Origin of the sequence: Candidatus Pelagadaptatus aseana (genome assembly GCF_040362265.1) — a bacterium.
GTDB classification, from domain to species: domain Bacteria; phylum Pseudomonadota; class Gammaproteobacteria; order Pseudomonadales; family Cellvibrionaceae; genus Pelagadaptatus; species Pelagadaptatus aseana.
Window position 1 is genome coordinate 128,504 of the sequence record NZ_BAABNJ010000010.1, and the last position, 17,875, is coordinate 146,378.

The following is a 17,875-nucleotide window of genomic DNA, read 5'->3' on the forward strand; positions in this document are numbered from 1 at the left end:
CGCAAAAGTAAGTGACTACAGGGTCAAAAACCTTGTGGAATATGGCTTGCTTAGGACCCACCTAAACGATTGGGAGAATCGATGACCACTGAAAAACCAACAATAATCTACACCTTAACCGATGAGGCGCCAGCCCTCGCGACCTATTCACTGTTACCCATTGTACAAGCATTTGCCCAAAAGGCAGGCGTACAAGTTGAAACCCGAGACATTTCACTGTCCGGTCGTATCCTCTCCACCCTCGAAGATTACCTGCCCAAAGACCAACGCATTGCCGATGACCTGGCAGAGCTGGGTGAACTGGCTGATAAGCCCGAAGCCAATATCGTCAAGCTGCCAAACATCAGCGCCTCTGTGCCGCAAATGCACGCGGCCATCAAAGAGCTGCAGGACCAAGGCTACAGCATCCCGGATTATCCCGAAGAGCCAACCAGTGACGACCAATTCAAAATCAAAGCCCTGTACGACAAGGTTAAAGGCAGTGCCGTCAACCCGGTTTTGCGTGAAGGCAACTCAGATCGCCGTGCCGCTTCTTCGGTAAAAGAATACGCCAAGAAAAATTCCCACCGTATGGGTGAGTGGTCATCCGAATCCAAATCACACGTTGCCCACATGGAAGAGGGTGATTTCTACGGCAGTGAAAAGTCCACTGTTGTTAAGAAAAAAGGCAACGTGGTTATCAAATATGTTGGCGACAACGGTGTCGTTAAAATTCTGCGCAAGAAAACCCCGGTCCTGAAAGGCGAGGTGATCGACAGTGCGGTAATGAACGTCAACGCGCTGAACGAGTTTCTGGCAAAAGAAATCGTTGACGCCAAAGAGCAGGATATTTTGCTGTCGCTGCATCTGAAAGCCACCATGATGAAAGTGTCAGACCCGATCATGTTTGGTCACGCGGTGCGTGAGTACTACAAGCCGGTTTTCGAAAAATACGATGAGATTCTGAACAATCTGGGTGTTGATCCCAACAATGGTATTGGCGACTTGTACGCCAAAATCAAAGACCTGCGTCCTTCCCAACAGGAAGAGATCGAGGCTGCCATCAAGGCCTGTTACAAGCAGCGTCCTGAGCTGGCAATGGTCAACTCCGACAAGGGCATTACCAACCTGCATGTGCCCAGCGATATTATCGTCGATGCTTCAATGCCGGCTATGATCCGTGATTCCGGTATGATGTGGGGCCCGGATGGCGTGCTGCATGACACCAAGGCGGTGATCCCTGATCGTTGCTACGCCGGTGTTTATCAGGCCGTTATCGAAGACTGTATCGCCAATGGCGCCTACGACCCCAGCACCATGGGCAGTGTTTCCAATGTGGGCCTGATGGCGAAGAAAGCCGAAGAGTACGGCTCGCACAACAAGACCTTCCTTGCGCCTGGCAAAGGTCGCATTATGGTGATTGATGCCAACAACAAAACGCTGCTGGAGCAGGAAGTTGAAGAAGGCGACATCTTCCGTATGTGTAAGGTAAAAGATGGCCCGATCCGCGACTGGGTGAAGCTGGCAGTACGCCGTGCCCGCGCGACCAACACTCCGGCCGTATTCTGGTTGGACAAGAATCGTGCCCACGATGCACAGCTGATTGAAAAGGTTCAGGTGTACTTGCAGGAGCACGACACTCAGGATCTTCACATTTACATTATGTCCCCGGTTGATGCGACCAAGTTCTCTCTGGAACGCATTCGTAAAGGTCAGGACACCATTTCAGTTACCGGTAACGTATTGCGTGATTATCTGACGGATCTGTTTCCGATTCTGGAATTGGGTACCAGTGCCAAGATGCTTTCCATTGTGCCGTTGATGAACGGTGGTGGCCTGTTTGAAACCGGTGCCGGTGGCTCAGCTCCAAAGCATGTTCAGCAGTTTGTTGAAGAAGGTCACTTGCGCTGGGATTCACTGGGTGAGTTTCTGGCGCTGTCTGAGTCCTTCAGTCATCTTGCGGGCGCTCTGGATCTGAAACAGGCCAAGGTGATGGGTGATGCTCTGGATGCTGCCAATGGCCGCTTTCTGGACAACAACAAATCCCCATCGCGCAAGGTTAATGAGCTCGATAACCGCGGTAGTCACTTTTATCTCGCGATGTACTGGGCTCAGGCTCTGGCTGAGCAGAATGACGATGCCGAACTCAAAGGCGCATTTTCACAGCTGGCCAAAGAGTTGGCTGAAAAAGAGTCTATTATTGTTGAAGAGCTTAATAGTGCTCAGGGTCAGAAGGTTGATCTGGGCGGCTATTACAGACCTGATGACGATAAGGCATCTGCTGCCATGCGTCCCAGCAAGACGTTCAATTCGGCTCTGGAGTTAATCTCTTAACGATTAGCGCTGATGCCCCAAAGGCTTGGTTGTCGGTCCGTACTAGCTGCAACGATTGTTCAGCGGGCCGACACCAGGCCTTTTTTATTGCGTATGTAATACGTGTTTTGGGCAGAGGAGTCAGTTTCATGGGTTATCAGCATATACAAGTTCCTGCGAGTGGCGAAAAGATCAGGGTCAATCCGGATTTCTCACTTGAAGTCCCGGACAATCCAATCATTCCCTATATCGAAGGCGATGGTATCGGCGTCGATATCACGCCCGTGATGATCAAGGTTACCGATGCCGCCGTCGAAAAAGCTTATGGCGGCAGTAAAAATATTCAGTGGATGGAGGTCTACTGCGGTGAAAAAGCCGCGGCTTTGTATGAGGGGGACTGGTTTCCCGCAGAGACGCTAGAAGCCTTTAATGATTGTTCCGTAGGTATCAAAGGCCCTTTGACAACGCCTGTGGGAGGCGGCTTTCGATCTCTCAATGTCGCCTTGCGTCAGGAAATGGATCTCTACGTTTGTCAAAGGCCGGTTCGCTGGTTTACGGGTGTGCCTTCCCCCGTTAAAGAACCGGATAAAACCAATATGGTTATTTTTCGGGAGAACTCGGAAGATATCTATGCCGGTGTGGAGTGGAAAGCTGGCAGTGAAGAAGCTCAACAGGTGATTGATTTTCTTCAGAGGCAAATGGGTGTGACCAAAATTCGCTTTCCTGAACAGTGTGGCATTGGTGTGAAACCGGTGTCGGAGGAGGGCACCAAGCGACTGGTACGCAAAGCACTGCAGTACACCATTGATCAGGATTTGCCCTCTCTGACTCTGGTGCACAAGGGCAATATCATGAAATTTACCGAGGGGGCTTTCTGCGATTGGGGTTATGAACTGGCGCAGCAGGAGTTTGGGGCAACCCCCATTGATGGTGGGCCCTGGTGTCGCTTGCAAAACCCCAAAACCGGTAATGACATTATTGTTAAGGATGTGATTGCCGATGCCATGCTGCAACAGGTTCTGTTGCGACCGGATGAGTACAGTGTGATAGCGACACTCAATCTCAATGGTGATTATCTGTCTGATGCTCTGGCGGCGCAGGTGGGTGGAATTGGTATTGCTCCGGGTGCCAATATTTCTGATGCCGTGGCTGTGTTTGAGGCAACCCATGGCACGGCGCCCAAATATGCAGGGCAGGACAAGGTTAATCCAGGTTCTCTGATACTGTCAGCGGAAATGATGCTGCGTCATCTTGGCTGGAATGAAGCGGCCGACAAGGTGATTGCAGGCATGGAGGGGGCCATTGGGACCAAGACGGTTACCTATGACTTTGAGCGGTTGATGGATGGTGCAACGCTGCTATCTTCGTCAGAATTTGGTGATGCGATTATCGACAATATGCCCTAACCCGCCTACTGCTGGGGCAGGGGTGGCCTTGGCAAGCTCAATAATGCCTATAAAAAAGCCCTCTAAAATGAGGGCTTTTTAGCCAGTAGCCAAAACCTGAACAGGGGGTGTGGTTTCGCTTTTCTCTGCCAGACAAATGTTCTTGGCGTGATAGCCTTTATCAACTTTTTCTATGTCAAAGTTGACAGCTTGACCTGCCTTGAGGGTTTTGTAGCCTTCCATTTGAATGGCAGAGAAGTGTGCAAATAGATCTTCTTTGCTGTCTTCAGAGAGAATAAATCCGTAACCCTTGGCGTTGTTAAACCACTTTACAGTTCCAGTAGGCATAGTGAGTTCCTTACTTGGTCGGTTCGTGCAAATGTTTGTTATGTTTTTATTACTTGCTTCGCCGTCGCTTCTGGGTTTTTATAACTCATCTAAATACCCACCACGCCAGTAAAGAGCTGTTTGTTTTATGATCATTGTGAACAGCTGGGTAATATATAACCAAGGGCTTAAAAACTGTCAAGAATCCCGGCAAATAGCAGTTTTAAACGCCATTTAGAGGTAAAATCCGGGCTTGTGTTTCTATAGTGACGTAATTGGTAATGTGATGTTGTCGGGATTAATTGACTCTTCCAATAATCAGCTAGACTTAAATATGAGCTACGATAATGATGAGATAGATGACGGCGGTCTGGCTGTTCAGGAGATGAAGCCACGTCTGCGTCGTCCATCCATGTACAAGGTGGTGCTGTTGAACGACGACTATACTCCTATGGAGTTTGTTGTAGATGTTCTGGAACAGTTTTTTTCCATGAACCGGGAACAGGCTACGAACGTAATGTTAACTGTTCACACTCAGGGAAAAGGAGTTTGTGGGGTTTTTACACGGGATATTGCTGAAACTAAAGCGGCTTTAGTGAATCAATATGCCAGAGATAATGAACATCCATTGTTGTGTGAAATTGAGGCAGTGGATGATGGGGACGAGGAATAACTGTCCCGGTGAAAAGTAATCAACGGCTTTGGGGTGAGAGTTAATGCTGAGTAAAGATTTAGAGGTGACACTGAACGTAGCCTTTAAAGGAGCCAGATCAAAGCGTCATGAGTTTATGACTGTTGAGCACTTGTTGCTTGCCTTGATCGATAACGAGTCTGCAGCCAATGTTTTAAGGGCTTGCGGCACAGACCTGAATGTCCTGAGGCGTGACCTGATTGAGTTTGTCGATTCAACCACGCCACTGATACCCGAAAACGAAACTGAGCGTGAAACTCAGCCGACACTGGGGTTTCAGCGTGTGTTACAGCGTGCTGTATTTCATGTGCAGTCTTCCGGCAAGCGCGAGGTAACCGGAGCCAATGTTCTGGTGGCCATTTTCAGTGAGCAGGAAAGTCAGGCCGTCTACTACCTCAAACAACAAAATGTAGCCCGCATAGACGTGGTCAACTTTATTACTCACGGTATTTCCAAAGTAGCGGGTCATGATGAACACCATGAAGAGCCATCTCAGGATCATTCCGAAGATGCGCTTGGTGGTGCTGAGGCTCCGGCGCCTAGTCCACTTGAGGCCTATGCCACCAATCTTAATGAAGAGGCCATGCTGGGCCGAATTGATCCATTGGTTGGCCGCGAGCATGAAGTAGAGCGAGTGAGCCAAATTTTGACTCGTCGCCGTAAAAACAACCCGTTGCTGGTGGGTGAATCCGGCGTGGGTAAAACCGCCATTGCCGAAGGGCTTGCCAAGCGTATAGTGGATGGCGAGGTGCCCGATGTACTGAAGGCCAGTGTGGTGTACTCACTTGATTTGGGGTCACTGCTGGCTGGCACCAAATATCGAGGCGATTTCGAGAAGCGTTTTAAAGGTCTGCTGGCAGACTTGAAAAAACAGGATCACGCCATTCTCTTTATTGATGAAATTCACACGATTATCGGTGCCGGTGCCGCATCTGGCGGTGTAATGGACGCTTCCAACTTACTCAAGCCCCTGTTGAGTTCCGGAGATTTACGTTGTGTGGGTTCAACCACTTTTCAGGAATATCGAGGTATTTTTGAGAAAGATCGCGCCTTGTCGCGCCGGTTTCAGAAGGTTGATGTCAATGAACCCAGTGTTGAGGACACCTTTCAAATCCTCAAGGGACTCAAGTCCCGCTTTGAGGAGCATCATGGGTTGCGTTACACCGACACTGCTCTAAAAGCGGCTTCTGAATTGGCGGAGCGCTATATTACAGAGCGTTTTCTGCCGGATAAGGCCATTGATGTGATTGATGAGGCCGGCGCTTTTCAACAGCTGGTACCGCAATCACGACGCAAAAAATTGATTGGCGTCGGTGATATCGAGGCCATAGTTGCCAAAATTGCCCGTATTCCTCCAAAAAATGTCTCTTCCTCCGATAAAGAGCAATTGCGTGATCTGACGGATAATCTGAAGATGACCGTATTTGGTCAGGATGAGGCCATCGAGGCTTTGTCTACATCGATCAAGCTGGCCAGAGCCGGACTCAATGTGGCCGACAAGCCCATTGGGTCGTTCCTGTTTGCCGGGCCTACCGGAGTGGGCAAGACCGAATTGTGTAAACAGCTGGCCTCTACCATGGGGGTTGAGCTGATTCGCTTCGATATGTCCGAGTATATGGAGCGTCATACGGTTTCCCGCCTGATTGGCGCCCCCCCTGGCTATGTCGGCTTTGATCAGGGTGGTCTGCTAACCGATGCCGTTACCAAGCATCCGCACAGTGTTGTACTGCTCGATGAGATTGAAAAAGCCCATCCCGAAGTCTTCAATCTGTTGTTGCAGGTCATGGATCACGGCACTTTGACCGACAACAATGGTCGCAAGGCAGATTTCCGTAATGTGATTCTTATCATGACCACCAATGCCGGTGCCGAAGACATGAGCAGGGCATCCATTGGCTTTACCAAGCAGGATCACTCCAGTGATGGTATGGAAGCCATTAAGAAGTCATTTACACCTGAGTTCCGCAACCGTCTGGATGCCATCTTGCAATTTGGTTCACTGAATCTGGATGTCATTAAAACCGTTGTCGACAAGTTCTTGGTGCAGTTGCAAGCCCAGCTTGATGACAAGAAAGTCATGCTGGATGTGTCCGATGAGGCTCGTGAGTGGCTGGCTGAAAATGGTTACGACGAAAAAATGGGGGCTAGGCCCATGAATCGCCTGATTCAGGAAATGCTGAAAAAGCCATTAGCGGAGGAAGTGCTATTTGGTGATTTGGCTAACTCTGGAGGGGTGGTGCATGTCACGGTTGAAGGTAAAGAGCTGCACTTGGAAACTGAGCCAGCCTGATCCTGAATTGTATTGCCGGTTATTGGCAGCAGGAGAGACTGGCTTCAGCTGAAGATTCTGAGATTAACGGGCGCGGTAGGTGATGCGGCCTTTGCTCAGGTCGTAAGGGGTCATTTCAACCTTGACCTTGTCGCCAGTCAGAATACGGATGTAATTCTTTCTCATTTTGCCTGAAATGTGTGCGGTCACAATGTGGCCGTTCTCAAGCTTTACACGAAAAGTCGTGTTTGGCAGGGTGTCGATAACCTCGCCTTCCAGTTCAATGTTGTCTTCTTTTGCCATTCGGCAACCACCTCGTGTTAGTTCGAAAAGTACCCAGATTTGAGACGGCGTGAATTGTGCCTGAAAAGCGCAGTAGAGCCAAGCATCAAAGGCTAAAATGCTGAAAAATAACGGAAGTTTTTACTGCAATGTGCCGTTTTTTTGTTCTGAAGGTTGCCTGACTTTAATTCAAAGTGAGCCAGTTGTTGTCAATAAACAGCTGTGCGGGGCGATATGAGAGCTTGTAATTCATCTTATCGCACTCTTTGATCCAGTAACCAAGATAGACGTGATTGAGGTTTTCTTTGGCTGCGTGGTGTATCTGCCAGAGAATGGCAAAAACACCCAGACTGCGTTTTGGAAGGTCCGGGTCGTAGAATGTATATACCGCGGTCAGATCGGATTCCAGTTGATCCATAACCGCAATACCAACCAGTTTATCTTCAAGCCAGAATTCCACATAGCGGGTCACATCCCAGGCGCTCAGCAGAAAACTATTGAACTGCTCTTCTGAAGGAGGGTACATGTCGCCGTCAGCGTGGCGCTGATAGATATAGCGTTCGTAAAGAGGGTAGTAGAGTGCCGTGTTTAACTCTTCTGAAATGCGAACTTCAATATCCTGATTTTTCTTCCAGCAGCGTCGCTGGCTGCGGTTTGGCTTGAAATGAGCAGCCGCAACACGGGTTGCAATACAGGCCCGGCATTTCTGGCAGCGAGGGCGGTAGAGGTGTTCCCCGCTGCGCCGGAACCCCAGGGCGGACAGTTTTGAGTAGAGGCTTCTGTCCATCTTGAGCTCAGGATCGACAAAAAGAGTCGTGGCCTGACGATTCTCAAGATAGCTGCAATCGTGAGGGTGTGTGGCAAAAAGTCTGATAGACGAGAGATCGGTCATTTTCCGTTTGCCTTTTGGTTTACCAATGGCTGGTTGACTTGTTCAGAAGTTGGCCAGCGGTTTTCCATATTAACAGCATCTTTAAGAATTGACTCAAATTCTGGGCGGGAAACCTCTTCGGCTCCCAGGCTGGCAAGGTGGTTTGTGTGCACCTGGCAATCAATCAGTTGGTAATTGAGCCGATCCAATTGCTCCACGAGTGAGATAAAGCCGTATTTGGAAGCATTTGAACGCAAGCTGAACATAGATTCGCCAAAGTACACGCTGCCAATGGCGACGCCGTAAAGGCCACCAACCAAAGTATCTTGCTCCCAGACCTCTATTGAATGAGCAATACCGTGATGGTGCAGTTCGCAATAAGCGGCAATCATTTCTTCAGTAATCCAAGTGCCCTGATCTTCACGGGGTTCCGCGCAGGCGGTTATCACAGCTTCAAAAGCCTTGTCTGTGGTCACAGTAAACGGGCGCTGCCGCAGCAGCTTGCGCATTGATTTGGATACGTGCAATTGCGAGGGTTTGAGTACCAGTCTCGGTGAGGGTGACCACCAGAGAATTGGCGATTCGTCATCAAACCAGGGAAAGATGCCCTTGCGGTAAGCCGCAAACAATTGCTGCGGACTTAAGTCGCCACCAAAAGCCAGTAAACCGTTTGGGTCTTCCAGTGCGTTGCTGGTGGCGGGAAAGCTGGTTGCGCCTGGCTCGATAAATGGTAGTTGGATCATTGGGACATTTGCGCCCGATAAGAAATAAGCCCGGCAGAGGCTTGCCGGGCTTTATTGGAGCTGGATTATTGGTTGTCGAGAAACTTCTCAACATCCAGTGCAGCCATGCAGCCCGCTCCGGCAGAGGTAATGGCTTGGCGATAGATGTGATCGGAAACATCACCCGCAGCATAGACACCCTCAACACTGGTGCCGGTGGCGTTGCCATTCAGGCCGCTATTAATCACGATGTAGCCGTCTTTCATGTCCAGCTGGCCAGCAAAAATATCGGTGTTAGGCTTGTGTCCAATCGCAATAAATACACCGGCGACATCAATTTCCTGATTGCTGTCATCATGTGTGCTTTTCAGCTTGAGACCGGTAACACCGGCGTCGTCGCCCACCACTTCTTCCAGCGTGTGATTCCAGATGATATTGACGTTGCCGTTAGCCGCTTTTTCCAAAATACGGTCCTGCAGAACTTTTTCAGAGCGCAATGAATCACGGCGGTGAATCAACGTTACCTCTGAGGCTATATTGGACAGGTAGAGGGCTTCTTCAACAGCGGTGTTGCCACCACCAACCACTGCAACCTTTTTACCGCGATAGAAAAAACCGTCACAGGTGGCACAGGCGCTCACGCCTTTGCCCATAAAAGCTTCTTCTGATGGCAGCCCCAGATATTGGGCTGAGGCACCGGTGGCAATAATCAGAGCATCACAGGTATAGGTGTTGGAGCCTTTCAGGGTGAAGGGACGCTGGCTCAGATCGGTTTCGTGAATGTGGTCAAAAATAATCTGGGTGTCAAAGCGTTCTGCGTGTTCCTGCATCTGTTGCATCAGCGCCGGCCCTTGTAGGTCAGCCACGCCACCGGGCCAGTTTTCAACCTCGGTGGTTGTGGTCAGCTGGCCACCTTGCTGCATGCCGGTAATAACAACCGGGTTAAGGTTGGCCCGGGCAGCGTAAATGGCTGCGGTGTAGCCGGCAGGGCCGGAACCGAGGATAATTACCTGATGATGTTGCACGTCGCTCATTTAGAAAGTCCTAGATTTGAGATGTGATTTTTAAAGTAGGCCATCATAGGCAAATAGATAAACCTCGCCTAGTAAAAGTCTTCAATCAATCAGATAAGCGCTATTAATAGTTTATTTTGTGATCAGGCTGAGGGTTGGGTATTCCAGTTCTGGCTGGATTTTTAGGTATAAATGACTCAAGCAAGGCGACATAAGCGCTTGTTACTATTAGAATAAGTTATCACTTTATATTAAAGGTTGGCGCCTCACAGGCGTGTGACTGCAAAGCAATCATTGGGGTTCTCTTGAGCGTAAAACAACAAACAACAGGCGGCGAGCAGCAGTCAGAGGCTACATCACTGCCAGTTCGGATCCTTGCTGAGGGGGCTCTTATCGGTCTGGTCGCTGTATGCCTGTATATTCTTATGGCTCTGGCTACCTACGATGCGTCCGATCCTGGCTGGTCCCACACCGGCAGCGGCCATGCCATAACCAATGCTGGTGGTCCCACCGGGGCTTGGCTGGCAGATGTATTTTTCTCGCTGTTTGGTTATATGGCCTATCTGTTTCCGCTACTGATTGCCTATCGGGCTTGGCTGGTGCTTAAACAAAGGGCGCAAAAGACCCGGTTTGATGGCGTACTGTTTACTCTGCGGCTTGTTGGTTTTGTCTTGGTGATGATGTCATCTACCGGTCTTACCACTCTGAATATGGGGCTGGAAAGTGAGGTTCTGCCTTTCTCTAACGGCGGTTTGCTTGGCTCCAGTGTGGCTTCATCCGTAGAGGCCGCTTTGGGCTATACCGGCAGCGTGGTGGTTTTACTTGCTATTTTTCTGTTTGGCTTGACCGTATTTACCGACCTGTCCTGGTTTGCCCTGATGGACTGGCTTGGTGGTGTGACTCTGGCGACTGTTGGTGGCATTAAACAGAAATTGCATAAGCGGCGCCTGGATCGAGAGGAAAAGAAACAGCACGTAGAAGCCCAGAAAGCACGAGAAGCGATTTTTGTCGAAAAAGTTAAACAGGTGGAAGCCAAAGAACCCCCCAAAATCAAGCAGCCGGTTAAAAAAGCCAAGACCAGTGCGCGCGTAGAGAAAGAAAAGCAGACCTCTCTGTTTGATGATAAAACGGGCCCCGTAGGTGAATTGCCTGCCATCAGCTTACTGGATCCAGCAGATAAGTCGAAAGGCAAGGGCTATTCCAAGGAATCACTGGAGGCCATGTCACGGTTGTTGGAGCTCAAGCTCAAAGACTTTGGTATTGAAGCCGAAGTGGTTTCGGTACTGCCCGGGCCGGTAGTTACCCGCTTTGAAATCCAGCCAGCCCCGGGGGTAAAAGTCAGCCGTATTACCAACCTTGCCAAAGATCTGGCCAGATCACTGGCAGTTATCAGTGTGCGGGTGGTAGAAGTTATTCCAGGCAAGTCGGTGGTTGGTATTGAGATTCCCAACGAACATCGTGAGATGGTGCGACTCAGTGAGGTGCTGGCCACCGAGGTCTATGAAAAATCAAAATCGTCCCTGAGTATGGCTCTGGGCCACGATATCGCGGGTGAGCCAGTTGTTGTTGATTTGGCGAAGATGCCACATTTGCTGGTTGCGGGCACCACGGGCTCCGGCAAATCGGTGGGCGTCAACGTGATGCTGTTGAGCTTGCTGTACAAATCCAGCCCCAAAGAAGTGCGCCTGATTCTGGTGGATCCGAAGATGCTGGAATTATCCATTTACGAGGGCATTCCCCATTTGCTGACGCCGGTGATCACCGACATGAAAGATGCCGCCAACGGCTTGCGCTGGTGTGTTGGTGAGATGGAGCGACGTTACAAGCTGATGGCAGCCATGGGGGTTCGGAATCTGGCGGGCTTTAATCGCAAAGTTGAAGAGGCGATTAAGGCTGGAGAGCCATTGAAAGATCCACTCTGGAATCCTGAAGAGCATTTTATGGCTGGTGAAGAACAGGCTCCTGCGCCCGATCTGGAAACTCTGCCGCACATTGTGGTGGTGGTTGACGAGTTTGCAGACATGATGATGATCGTGGGCAAAAAAGTGGAGCAGTTGATTGCCCGGATTGCACAGAAAGCCCGGGCGGCTGGCATACATTTGATTTTGGCTACACAGCGACCGTCCGTGGATGTTATCACTGGTTTGATCAAAGCCAATGTCCCGACCCGGATGGCATTTCAGGTATCGTCCAAGATTGATTCACGCACCATTCTTGATCAGGGCGGCGCTGAACAATTGCTGGGGCACGGTGATATGTTGTATTTGGCGCCTGGAACCAGCGTGCCACAAAGGGTGCATGGTGCTTTTGTCGACGATCACGAAGTCCATAAAGTGGTTCATGACTGGAAACAGCGTGGGGAACCTGATTATCTCGAAGGCGTCATAGACGATAGCACCAACAGTATTCCTGTGCCCGGGCTCAGTGATGACAGTGGCGAAGGTGGGGATGATGAATCCGATCCCCTGTATGACGAGGCAGTGGCTTTTGTGACCGAAACCCGCAAGGCGTCAATCTCTTCGGTGCAGCGTAAATTGCGTGTGGGTTATAACCGTGCGGCTCGTTTGATTGAAACCATGGAAGCGGCCGGTGTGGTCAGTGAAATGGGGACCAATGGCAACCGCGAGGTTCTGGCGCCAGCACCACCCAAACACTGATTGAGTGAGCAGATAGGAGATAAATTTGTTTCGTAGTGGTTTGTTGGTTTTTATTTGGATTTTGTCAGGCTTTGCCGTGTCAGCCCAATCTGAAGAGCTGAGTCTGTCAGACAGAATGTACGGCCTCAAAAGTCTTGCCGGGCGCTTTATTCAGGCCCAATTCGATGAATCAGGCAGTGTATTGGGGGAGCAGGAGGGGCGCTTTCAGATAGTAACGCCCGGAAAAATTCGCTGGGAGACCATCGAGCCAATGCCGCAGTTACTGATCAGTGATGGTGGCCGTTACTGGTTGTACGATCCGGATTTGGAACAGGTGACAACAGGGGCCATTGATGGCACGTTACAAATGGCACCAGCCATTCTATTCTCCGGAGCACCGGAGCGCCTGTACGAAGAATATGACATTCAACAATTGTCCGATGGCCATTTTCAGCTTTTACCGAAGCAGGAAAATCCGCTTTTCAAGAAACTTGAGTTGACATTTTTAGAAAATAATCTTGTTGGTCTTAGTATGCTGGATCATATGGAACAGCGTACGGCTTTTGAATTACTCGAGACTGAGCAAAATCTGGTGATTCAGAGTGATTTATTTACCTTTGAGATTCCACAGGGGACTGACGTCGTCTACCAATGAACGACTTATTTGACCCGACTCCAATTCAGCCGCTGGCGGCCAGGATGCGCCCCAAGCATCCTGATCACTATATTGGGCAGGAACATTTGTTCGGGGTTGGCAAGCCACTTCGCGAAGCGGTGATCAGCAAACACCTTCATTCGATGGTGCTCTGGGGACCGCCGGGTGTGGGTAAGACATCCATGGCCAAGATGATTGCTGAGGTCTCCGATGCACACTTTGAGACCATTTCAGCGGTGCTCGCCGGGGTTAAAGACATACGCAGTGCGGTTGCCAGAGCTCAGGATATTCAGCTTCAATCCGGTCGCAAAACCATTCTGTTTGTGGACGAAGTGCATCGCTTCAACAAGGCTCAACAGGATGCTTTTCTGCCCTATGTAGAAGATGGCACCGTTATCTTTATTGGTGCGACCACAGAGAATCCCTCTTTTTCGTTAAATAATGCCTTGCTATCCCGTTCTCGGGTTTATGTGTTGCGAAGCCTTAAGACTGAAGACCTGATTCAAATGTTGCAACAGGCGCTGGAGGATAAACAACGCGGTCTGGGTTTGGATCCTCCACACTTGGAAGAGGGTGTGTTGGAAACCATTGCCTATGCGGCGGATGGTGACGGCCGGAAGTGCCTGAACCTGCTTGAGGTAGGCAATGATCTGGCTGAAACCAATGAGCAGGGCAGGCGTGTGATTACCAATGACACCCTGCAGGAAATTCTTGCCAATGAAGTGCGTCGCTTTGATAAAGGTGGTGACGTCTTCTACGAGCAAATATCCGCTTTGCACAAATCTGTTCGGGGTTCTGATGTAGATGCATCGCTCTACTGGTTTGCCCGCATGCTGGATGGCGGTTGCGATCCACTCTATGTGGCGCGCCGAGTAGTCAGAATGGCCAGTGAAGACATAGGCAACGCCGACCCACGTGCGCTGCAGCTGGCACTCAACGGCTGGGAGGTGCAAGAACGACTGGGCAGTCCCGAGGGTGAACTGGCTATAGCGCAGGCTATTGCCTATCTGGCGGCCGCACCAAAGAGCAATGCTGTATATAAGGCTTTCAACCAAGTAATGGCGGATGTAAAATCCCAGCCCAGTTACGAGGTGCCTTTGCATTTACGCAACGCTCCGACCCAGCTAATGAAGTCTCTCGATTACGGTGCCGAATACAAATACGCCCACGACGAGCCTGAAGGATTTTCCGCAGGGGAAAACTATTTCCCGCAAGAAGTGTGTAATGCCAGTTATTACCACCCGGTCCCGAGAGGGCTGGAGCAGAAAATAGCGGAAAAATTGCAGTATCTGAAACAGCTCAATGCTGGCAGCGACTGGCAGCGTTACCCGGATAAAACGGACAACAATTAATAGGATTTTCCATGCAGTGGTTAGCAGTGGCCCTCGGTGGCGCTCTGGGGGCAATGAGTCGTTACGCCATTACCATTTATTCTGTGCCACTGGTGTCTCATCGATTTCCTATAGCAACACTGTGCATCAATGTTCTGGGTTCTTTCTTGATTGGTATGGCCTACGTTTACATTGTCGAGCGCGGGCTGTTGAGCGATCAATGGCGATTGGTCATCATGGCCGGTTTTCTCGGCGCTTTTACCACATTTTCCACCTTTGCTCTGGAGGCACTGACTCTCCTGCAACAAGGTTTTATTGCAACCGCAGCAACCTATATGCTGGTTAGCGTCGTCGGTTGCTTACTGGCTGTTTGGGCCGGTTATTCACTCACAATTCGTATTATTTGACTGGTTTGTAGATATGCTTGATTCGAAATTAATTCGCTCTAATCCCGAAGTTGTTGCTGAAAAGCTTCGCATTAAAGGTTTTGAACTGGATGTGGCGGGCTTTAAAGCTCTGGAGGAAGAGCGCAAGGTCATACAAACCAAAACTGAAAATCTTCAGAAGGAAAGTAATGCCCGCGCCCAAAGTATTGGTAAAGCCAAGGCTGCTGGTGAAGACATTCAGCCCCTGTTACAAGAAGTGGGCAACCTTAAAAAGCAGAAACAGGCAGCCGAGGAGCAGCTGGCCCAGATCCAACTGAAGCTGGAAGATTTGCTCAGCGGTGTACCCAATATTCCATCTGATGCCGTCCCTGCAGGTGAAAGTGAAGACGACAATGTCGAAATCAGAACCTGGGGTACGCCCAAATCCTTTGATTTTGAGGTCAAGGATCATGTGGACCTGGGCGCTCAGCTCGGCGGACTCGACTTTGATACGGCGTCAAAGCTGACCGGTTCACGCTTCGCGGTAATGCAGGGCGGTATTGCCCGTCTTCACCGGGCCTTGATTCAGTTTATGCTCAATACACACATTGCTGAGCACGGCTACGAAGAGATCTATGTTCCCTTTGTAGTCAACAAAGATTCCCTCTATGGCACCGGTCAACTGCCCAAGTTTGAGGACGATCTGTTTAAACTCAACGATGACCGCGAGTTTTACCTGATCCCAACGGCGGAAGTGCCGGTTACCAATATTCTGCGTAATGAAATTGTTCAGGACGACTCGGTTCTGCCACTCAAGTTTGTGTGCCATACACCGTGTTTCCGCTCCGAGGCTGGCAGTCATGGCCGTGATACCCGCGGCATGATTCGTCAGCATCAGTTTGAAAAAGTTGAGCTGGTTCAGTTCGTCAAACCGCAGGAGTCCGACGCTGCTCTGGAAGCTTTGACAGGCAATGCCGAAGCGATACTGCAGGCTCTTGATCTGCCTTATCGGACCGTGATTCTGTGTGGTGGCGATCTCGGCTTTTCATCTGCCAAGACCTATGACATTGAGGTGTGGCTGCCTTCTCAGGAGAAGTACCGTGAGATTTCTTCCTGCAGCACCTTTGGTGATTTTCAGGCGCGCCGGATGAAAGCTCGCTTCCGCAACTCTGAAACGGGTAAGCCAGAACTGCTGCATACCCTCAATGGTTCAGGATTGGCAGTGGGTCGCACCCTGATTGCAGTGCTGGAAAATTACCAGCAACCCGATGGCAGCGTGCTGGTTCCTGAAGTCTTACAGCCTTACATGGGTGGCGTTACTCAGATCGGCGGGCAATGAAATACTTACCGCTGGGCCTCAAGCTTGAAGATAAACCCTGCCTGGTTATAGGCGGGGGAGCCATTGCGTTGCGCAAGTGTAAAACACTGATGCGGACCGGAGCAGACATTGAGTTGATTGCCCCTGAGATTGAGGATGATTTTGCGCCTTTGATTGAAGCCGGGTTGAAGTGGTATCCACAGACCTGGTCCGAGAGCAATTCCGTGGATCTGTCACTGGATCGCTTCGCTTTAATCATTGCCGCTACCAATGACCGTAAGCTGAATGACGACATTGCCAAGCAATGCAAACAGCAGGGGCTGCTGGTGAATGTTGCAAGCGATGCAGAACAGGGCAATTTACTGCTTCCCGCCATCATCGAGCGCCAAAATGTTACCGTGGCGCTGCACACGGATGGCCAATCACCTACCATCACCCGCTACCTGAAACAGCACCTTGAAGCCTTTATCCCGGCAGACTTTGGCCGTTTGAGTGCATGGGCTGAAAGTTGGCGAAAGCGTGTGGCTGGTATTCTGCAGGATGCCAGCTTCAGAAGGCGTTTCTGGCATCAGATATTAAGCAGTCCGATCAAGGATATGGTGCTGCGCGGTGACTCCGAGCGAGCGGATGCCCAGTTTCAGGAGCAATTGAAGCAGGCGCAAGCCGGAAGATTAACCGGTCAGGTGTTTCTGGTCGGCGCAGGCCCCGGTGATCCAGATTTATTGACTGTCAAGGCGTTGAAGCTGATCCAGCAGGCCGAAGTGGTTTTATACGATCGTCTGGTGTCCGAGGATATAATGAGCTTGCTGCCGCGGCAGGTTGAAAAAATCTATGTCGGCAAACGCAAGGCCGACCACAGTGTGCCACAACCGGATATCAATCAATTACTGGTTGATCTGGCCAAACAGGGTAAGCAGGTTCTGCGCCTGAAAGGTGGCGACCCGTTTATCTTTGGTCGCGGTGGTGAAGAGCTGGAGTTGCTGGCTCGCAATGGTGTGTCTTTCCAAGTGGTGCCGGGTATTACAGCTGCTTCCGGTTGTTCCTCCTACGCCGGTATTCCTTTGACCCATCGCGACCACTCCCAGTCTGTTCGATTTGTCACCGGTCATTTAAAAAGTCAGGGGGATGACCTTGACTGGGCATCCTTGGCCAAGCCGGACCAAACTCTGGTTTTCTATATGGGGCTTGGTGAATTGCCCAATATTATGCGTAATCTCCAGATTCAAGGGGCTTCACCGGATTTGCCTGTTGCGATTATTGAAAAGGGGACCACCCCCGAGCAACGAGTGACCACAGCCACTGTATCAACCATTTCTGACATCGCCAGCCAGAAACAATTTAAAGCGCCGACACTGGTTATAGTCGGGACCGTAGTCGCACTGCATGACAGTCTGCGCTGGCAATAATCCTTCTAAAGTTCACCCTTTCCTCGCCGATAATTCGATTAACAACTTTCCCTTTAAGGCTAATTCTTCGGAAAATGGCCAAAAAGGGGACTACTATAACTTCAAACACAAATAATATTGCCTGGAGTGTTAAATGGGTCGGCTTAATGATCTGAGCATCAAATTAAAGATTGCGGTTATTCCGCTGGTGGCCACTATAGGCTTTTTGGTGTTCCTGCTGGTGATCATCAATTCGGGCAACAAAAATATTGATCGGTTAAATGCCATCAAGGATGTAGATTTCCCAGTTTTAGAGCTGGCACAAAGCAATAT

The 17,875-nt window shown here is 50.2% G+C and carries 15 protein-coding genes; 10 read left to right on the forward strand and 5 right to left on the reverse strand.

The window, feature by feature from the left end:
- Nucleotides 1-81: 81 nt before the first annotated feature.
- Both ACPXV9_RS14770 and icd read left to right on the forward strand, forming a co-directional pair.
- Nucleotides 82-2,313 carry an NADP-dependent isocitrate dehydrogenase gene (locus tag ACPXV9_RS14770; RefSeq protein ID WP_423898617.1) on the forward strand — a complete coding sequence of 744 codons (2,232 nt, stop codon included), beginning with the start codon at nt 82-84 and terminating at the stop codon, nt 2,311-2,313.
- A 128-nt stretch (nt 2,314-2,441) separates the two neighbouring features.
- Nucleotides 2,442-3,698, forward strand: a complete 1,257-nt coding sequence (icd, locus tag ACPXV9_RS14775) for an NADP-dependent isocitrate dehydrogenase (RefSeq protein ID WP_423898618.1) — start codon at nt 2,442-2,444, stop codon at nt 3,696-3,698.
- A 78-nt stretch (nt 3,699-3,776) separates the two neighbouring features.
- Here icd and ACPXV9_RS14780 read toward each other — a convergent pair whose 3' ends face one another.
- The gene (locus ACPXV9_RS14780; RefSeq protein ID WP_423898620.1) at nt 3,777-4,025 is read right to left on the reverse strand and encodes a cold shock domain-containing protein; all 249 of its coding nucleotides are present in this window, start codon (nt 4,023-4,025) and stop codon (nt 3,777-3,779) included.
- Between the two features lie 313 nt (nt 4,026-4,338).
- On the opposite strand from ACPXV9_RS14780, the gene clpS reads away from it, so the two are divergent.
- Together clpS and clpA are read left to right on the forward strand one after the other, a co-directional pair.
- On the forward strand, nt 4,339-4,677 hold the full coding sequence (gene clpS, locus ACPXV9_RS14785) for an ATP-dependent Clp protease adapter ClpS (protein WP_423898623.1): 339 nt from the start codon (nt 4,339-4,341) through the stop codon (nt 4,675-4,677).
- 43 nt (nt 4,678-4,720) lie between these two features.
- Nucleotides 4,721-6,985 carry an ATP-dependent Clp protease ATP-binding subunit ClpA gene (gene clpA / locus ACPXV9_RS14790; RefSeq protein ID WP_423898624.1) on the forward strand — a complete coding sequence of 755 codons (2,265 nt, stop codon included), beginning with the start codon at nt 4,721-4,723 and terminating at the stop codon, nt 6,983-6,985.
- 63 nt (nt 6,986-7,048) lie between these two features.
- Here the strand turns inward: clpA and infA are convergent, their stop codons facing one another.
- From infA to trxB, 4 genes are all read right to left on the reverse strand, one after another.
- Nucleotides 7,049-7,267, reverse strand: a complete 219-nt coding sequence (infA, locus tag ACPXV9_RS14795) for a translation initiation factor IF-1 (protein WP_423898627.1) — start codon at nt 7,265-7,267, stop codon at nt 7,049-7,051.
- A 163-nt stretch (nt 7,268-7,430) separates the two neighbouring features.
- Nucleotides 7,431-8,138 carry an arginyltransferase gene (locus ACPXV9_RS14800; protein ID WP_423898629.1) on the reverse strand — a complete coding sequence of 236 codons (708 nt, stop codon included), beginning with the start codon at nt 8,136-8,138 and terminating at the stop codon, nt 7,431-7,433.
- Nucleotides 8,135-8,860: a leucyl/phenylalanyl-tRNA--protein transferase gene (gene aat / locus ACPXV9_RS14805; RefSeq protein ID WP_423898631.1), complete on the reverse strand. Its 726-nt coding sequence runs from the start codon at nt 8,858-8,860 to the stop codon at nt 8,135-8,137. The genes ACPXV9_RS14800 and aat overlap by 4 nt, the downstream gene beginning before the upstream one ends.
- A 65-nt stretch (nt 8,861-8,925) precedes the next feature.
- Nucleotides 8,926-9,873 carry a thioredoxin-disulfide reductase gene (gene trxB, locus ACPXV9_RS14810; protein ID WP_423898634.1) on the reverse strand — a complete coding sequence of 316 codons (948 nt, stop codon included), beginning with the start codon at nt 9,871-9,873 and terminating at the stop codon, nt 8,926-8,928.
- Nucleotides 9,874-10,157: 284 nt separating this feature from the next.
- Between trxB and ACPXV9_RS14815 the strand changes: the two genes are divergently transcribed.
- From ACPXV9_RS14815 to cysG, 6 genes are all read left to right on the forward strand, one after another.
- On the forward strand, nt 10,158-12,509 hold the full coding sequence (locus tag ACPXV9_RS14815) for a DNA translocase FtsK (RefSeq protein ID WP_423898637.1): 2,352 nt from the start codon (nt 10,158-10,160) through the stop codon (nt 12,507-12,509).
- Between the two features lie 76 nt (nt 12,510-12,585).
- On the forward strand, nt 12,586-13,143 hold the full coding sequence (gene lolA, locus ACPXV9_RS14820; RefSeq protein ID WP_423898640.1) for an outer membrane lipoprotein chaperone LolA: 558 nt from the start codon (nt 12,586-12,588) through the stop codon (nt 13,141-13,143).
- Complete coding sequence (locus ACPXV9_RS14825) at nt 13,140-14,495, forward strand: replication-associated recombination protein A (RefSeq protein ID WP_423898642.1); 1,356 nt, start codon at nt 13,140-13,142, stop codon at nt 14,493-14,495. The genes lolA and ACPXV9_RS14825 overlap by 4 nt, the downstream gene beginning before the upstream one ends.
- A gap of 11 nt (nt 14,496-14,506) precedes the next feature.
- Complete coding sequence (gene crcB / locus ACPXV9_RS14830; RefSeq protein ID WP_423898645.1) at nt 14,507-14,881, forward strand: fluoride efflux transporter CrcB; 375 nt, start codon at nt 14,507-14,509, stop codon at nt 14,879-14,881.
- Nucleotides 14,882-14,894: 13 nt separating this feature from the next.
- Complete coding sequence (gene serS, locus ACPXV9_RS14835) at nt 14,895-16,178, forward strand: serine--tRNA ligase (protein WP_423898647.1); 1,284 nt, start codon at nt 14,895-14,897, stop codon at nt 16,176-16,178.
- Entirely contained in the window at nt 16,175-17,563 is a 1,389-nt protein-coding gene (gene cysG, locus ACPXV9_RS14840; RefSeq protein ID WP_423898649.1) for a siroheme synthase CysG, read from the forward strand. Before serS ends, cysG begins: the two co-directional genes overlap by 4 nt.
- The last annotated feature ends 312 nt before the right edge of the window (nt 17,564-17,875 follow it).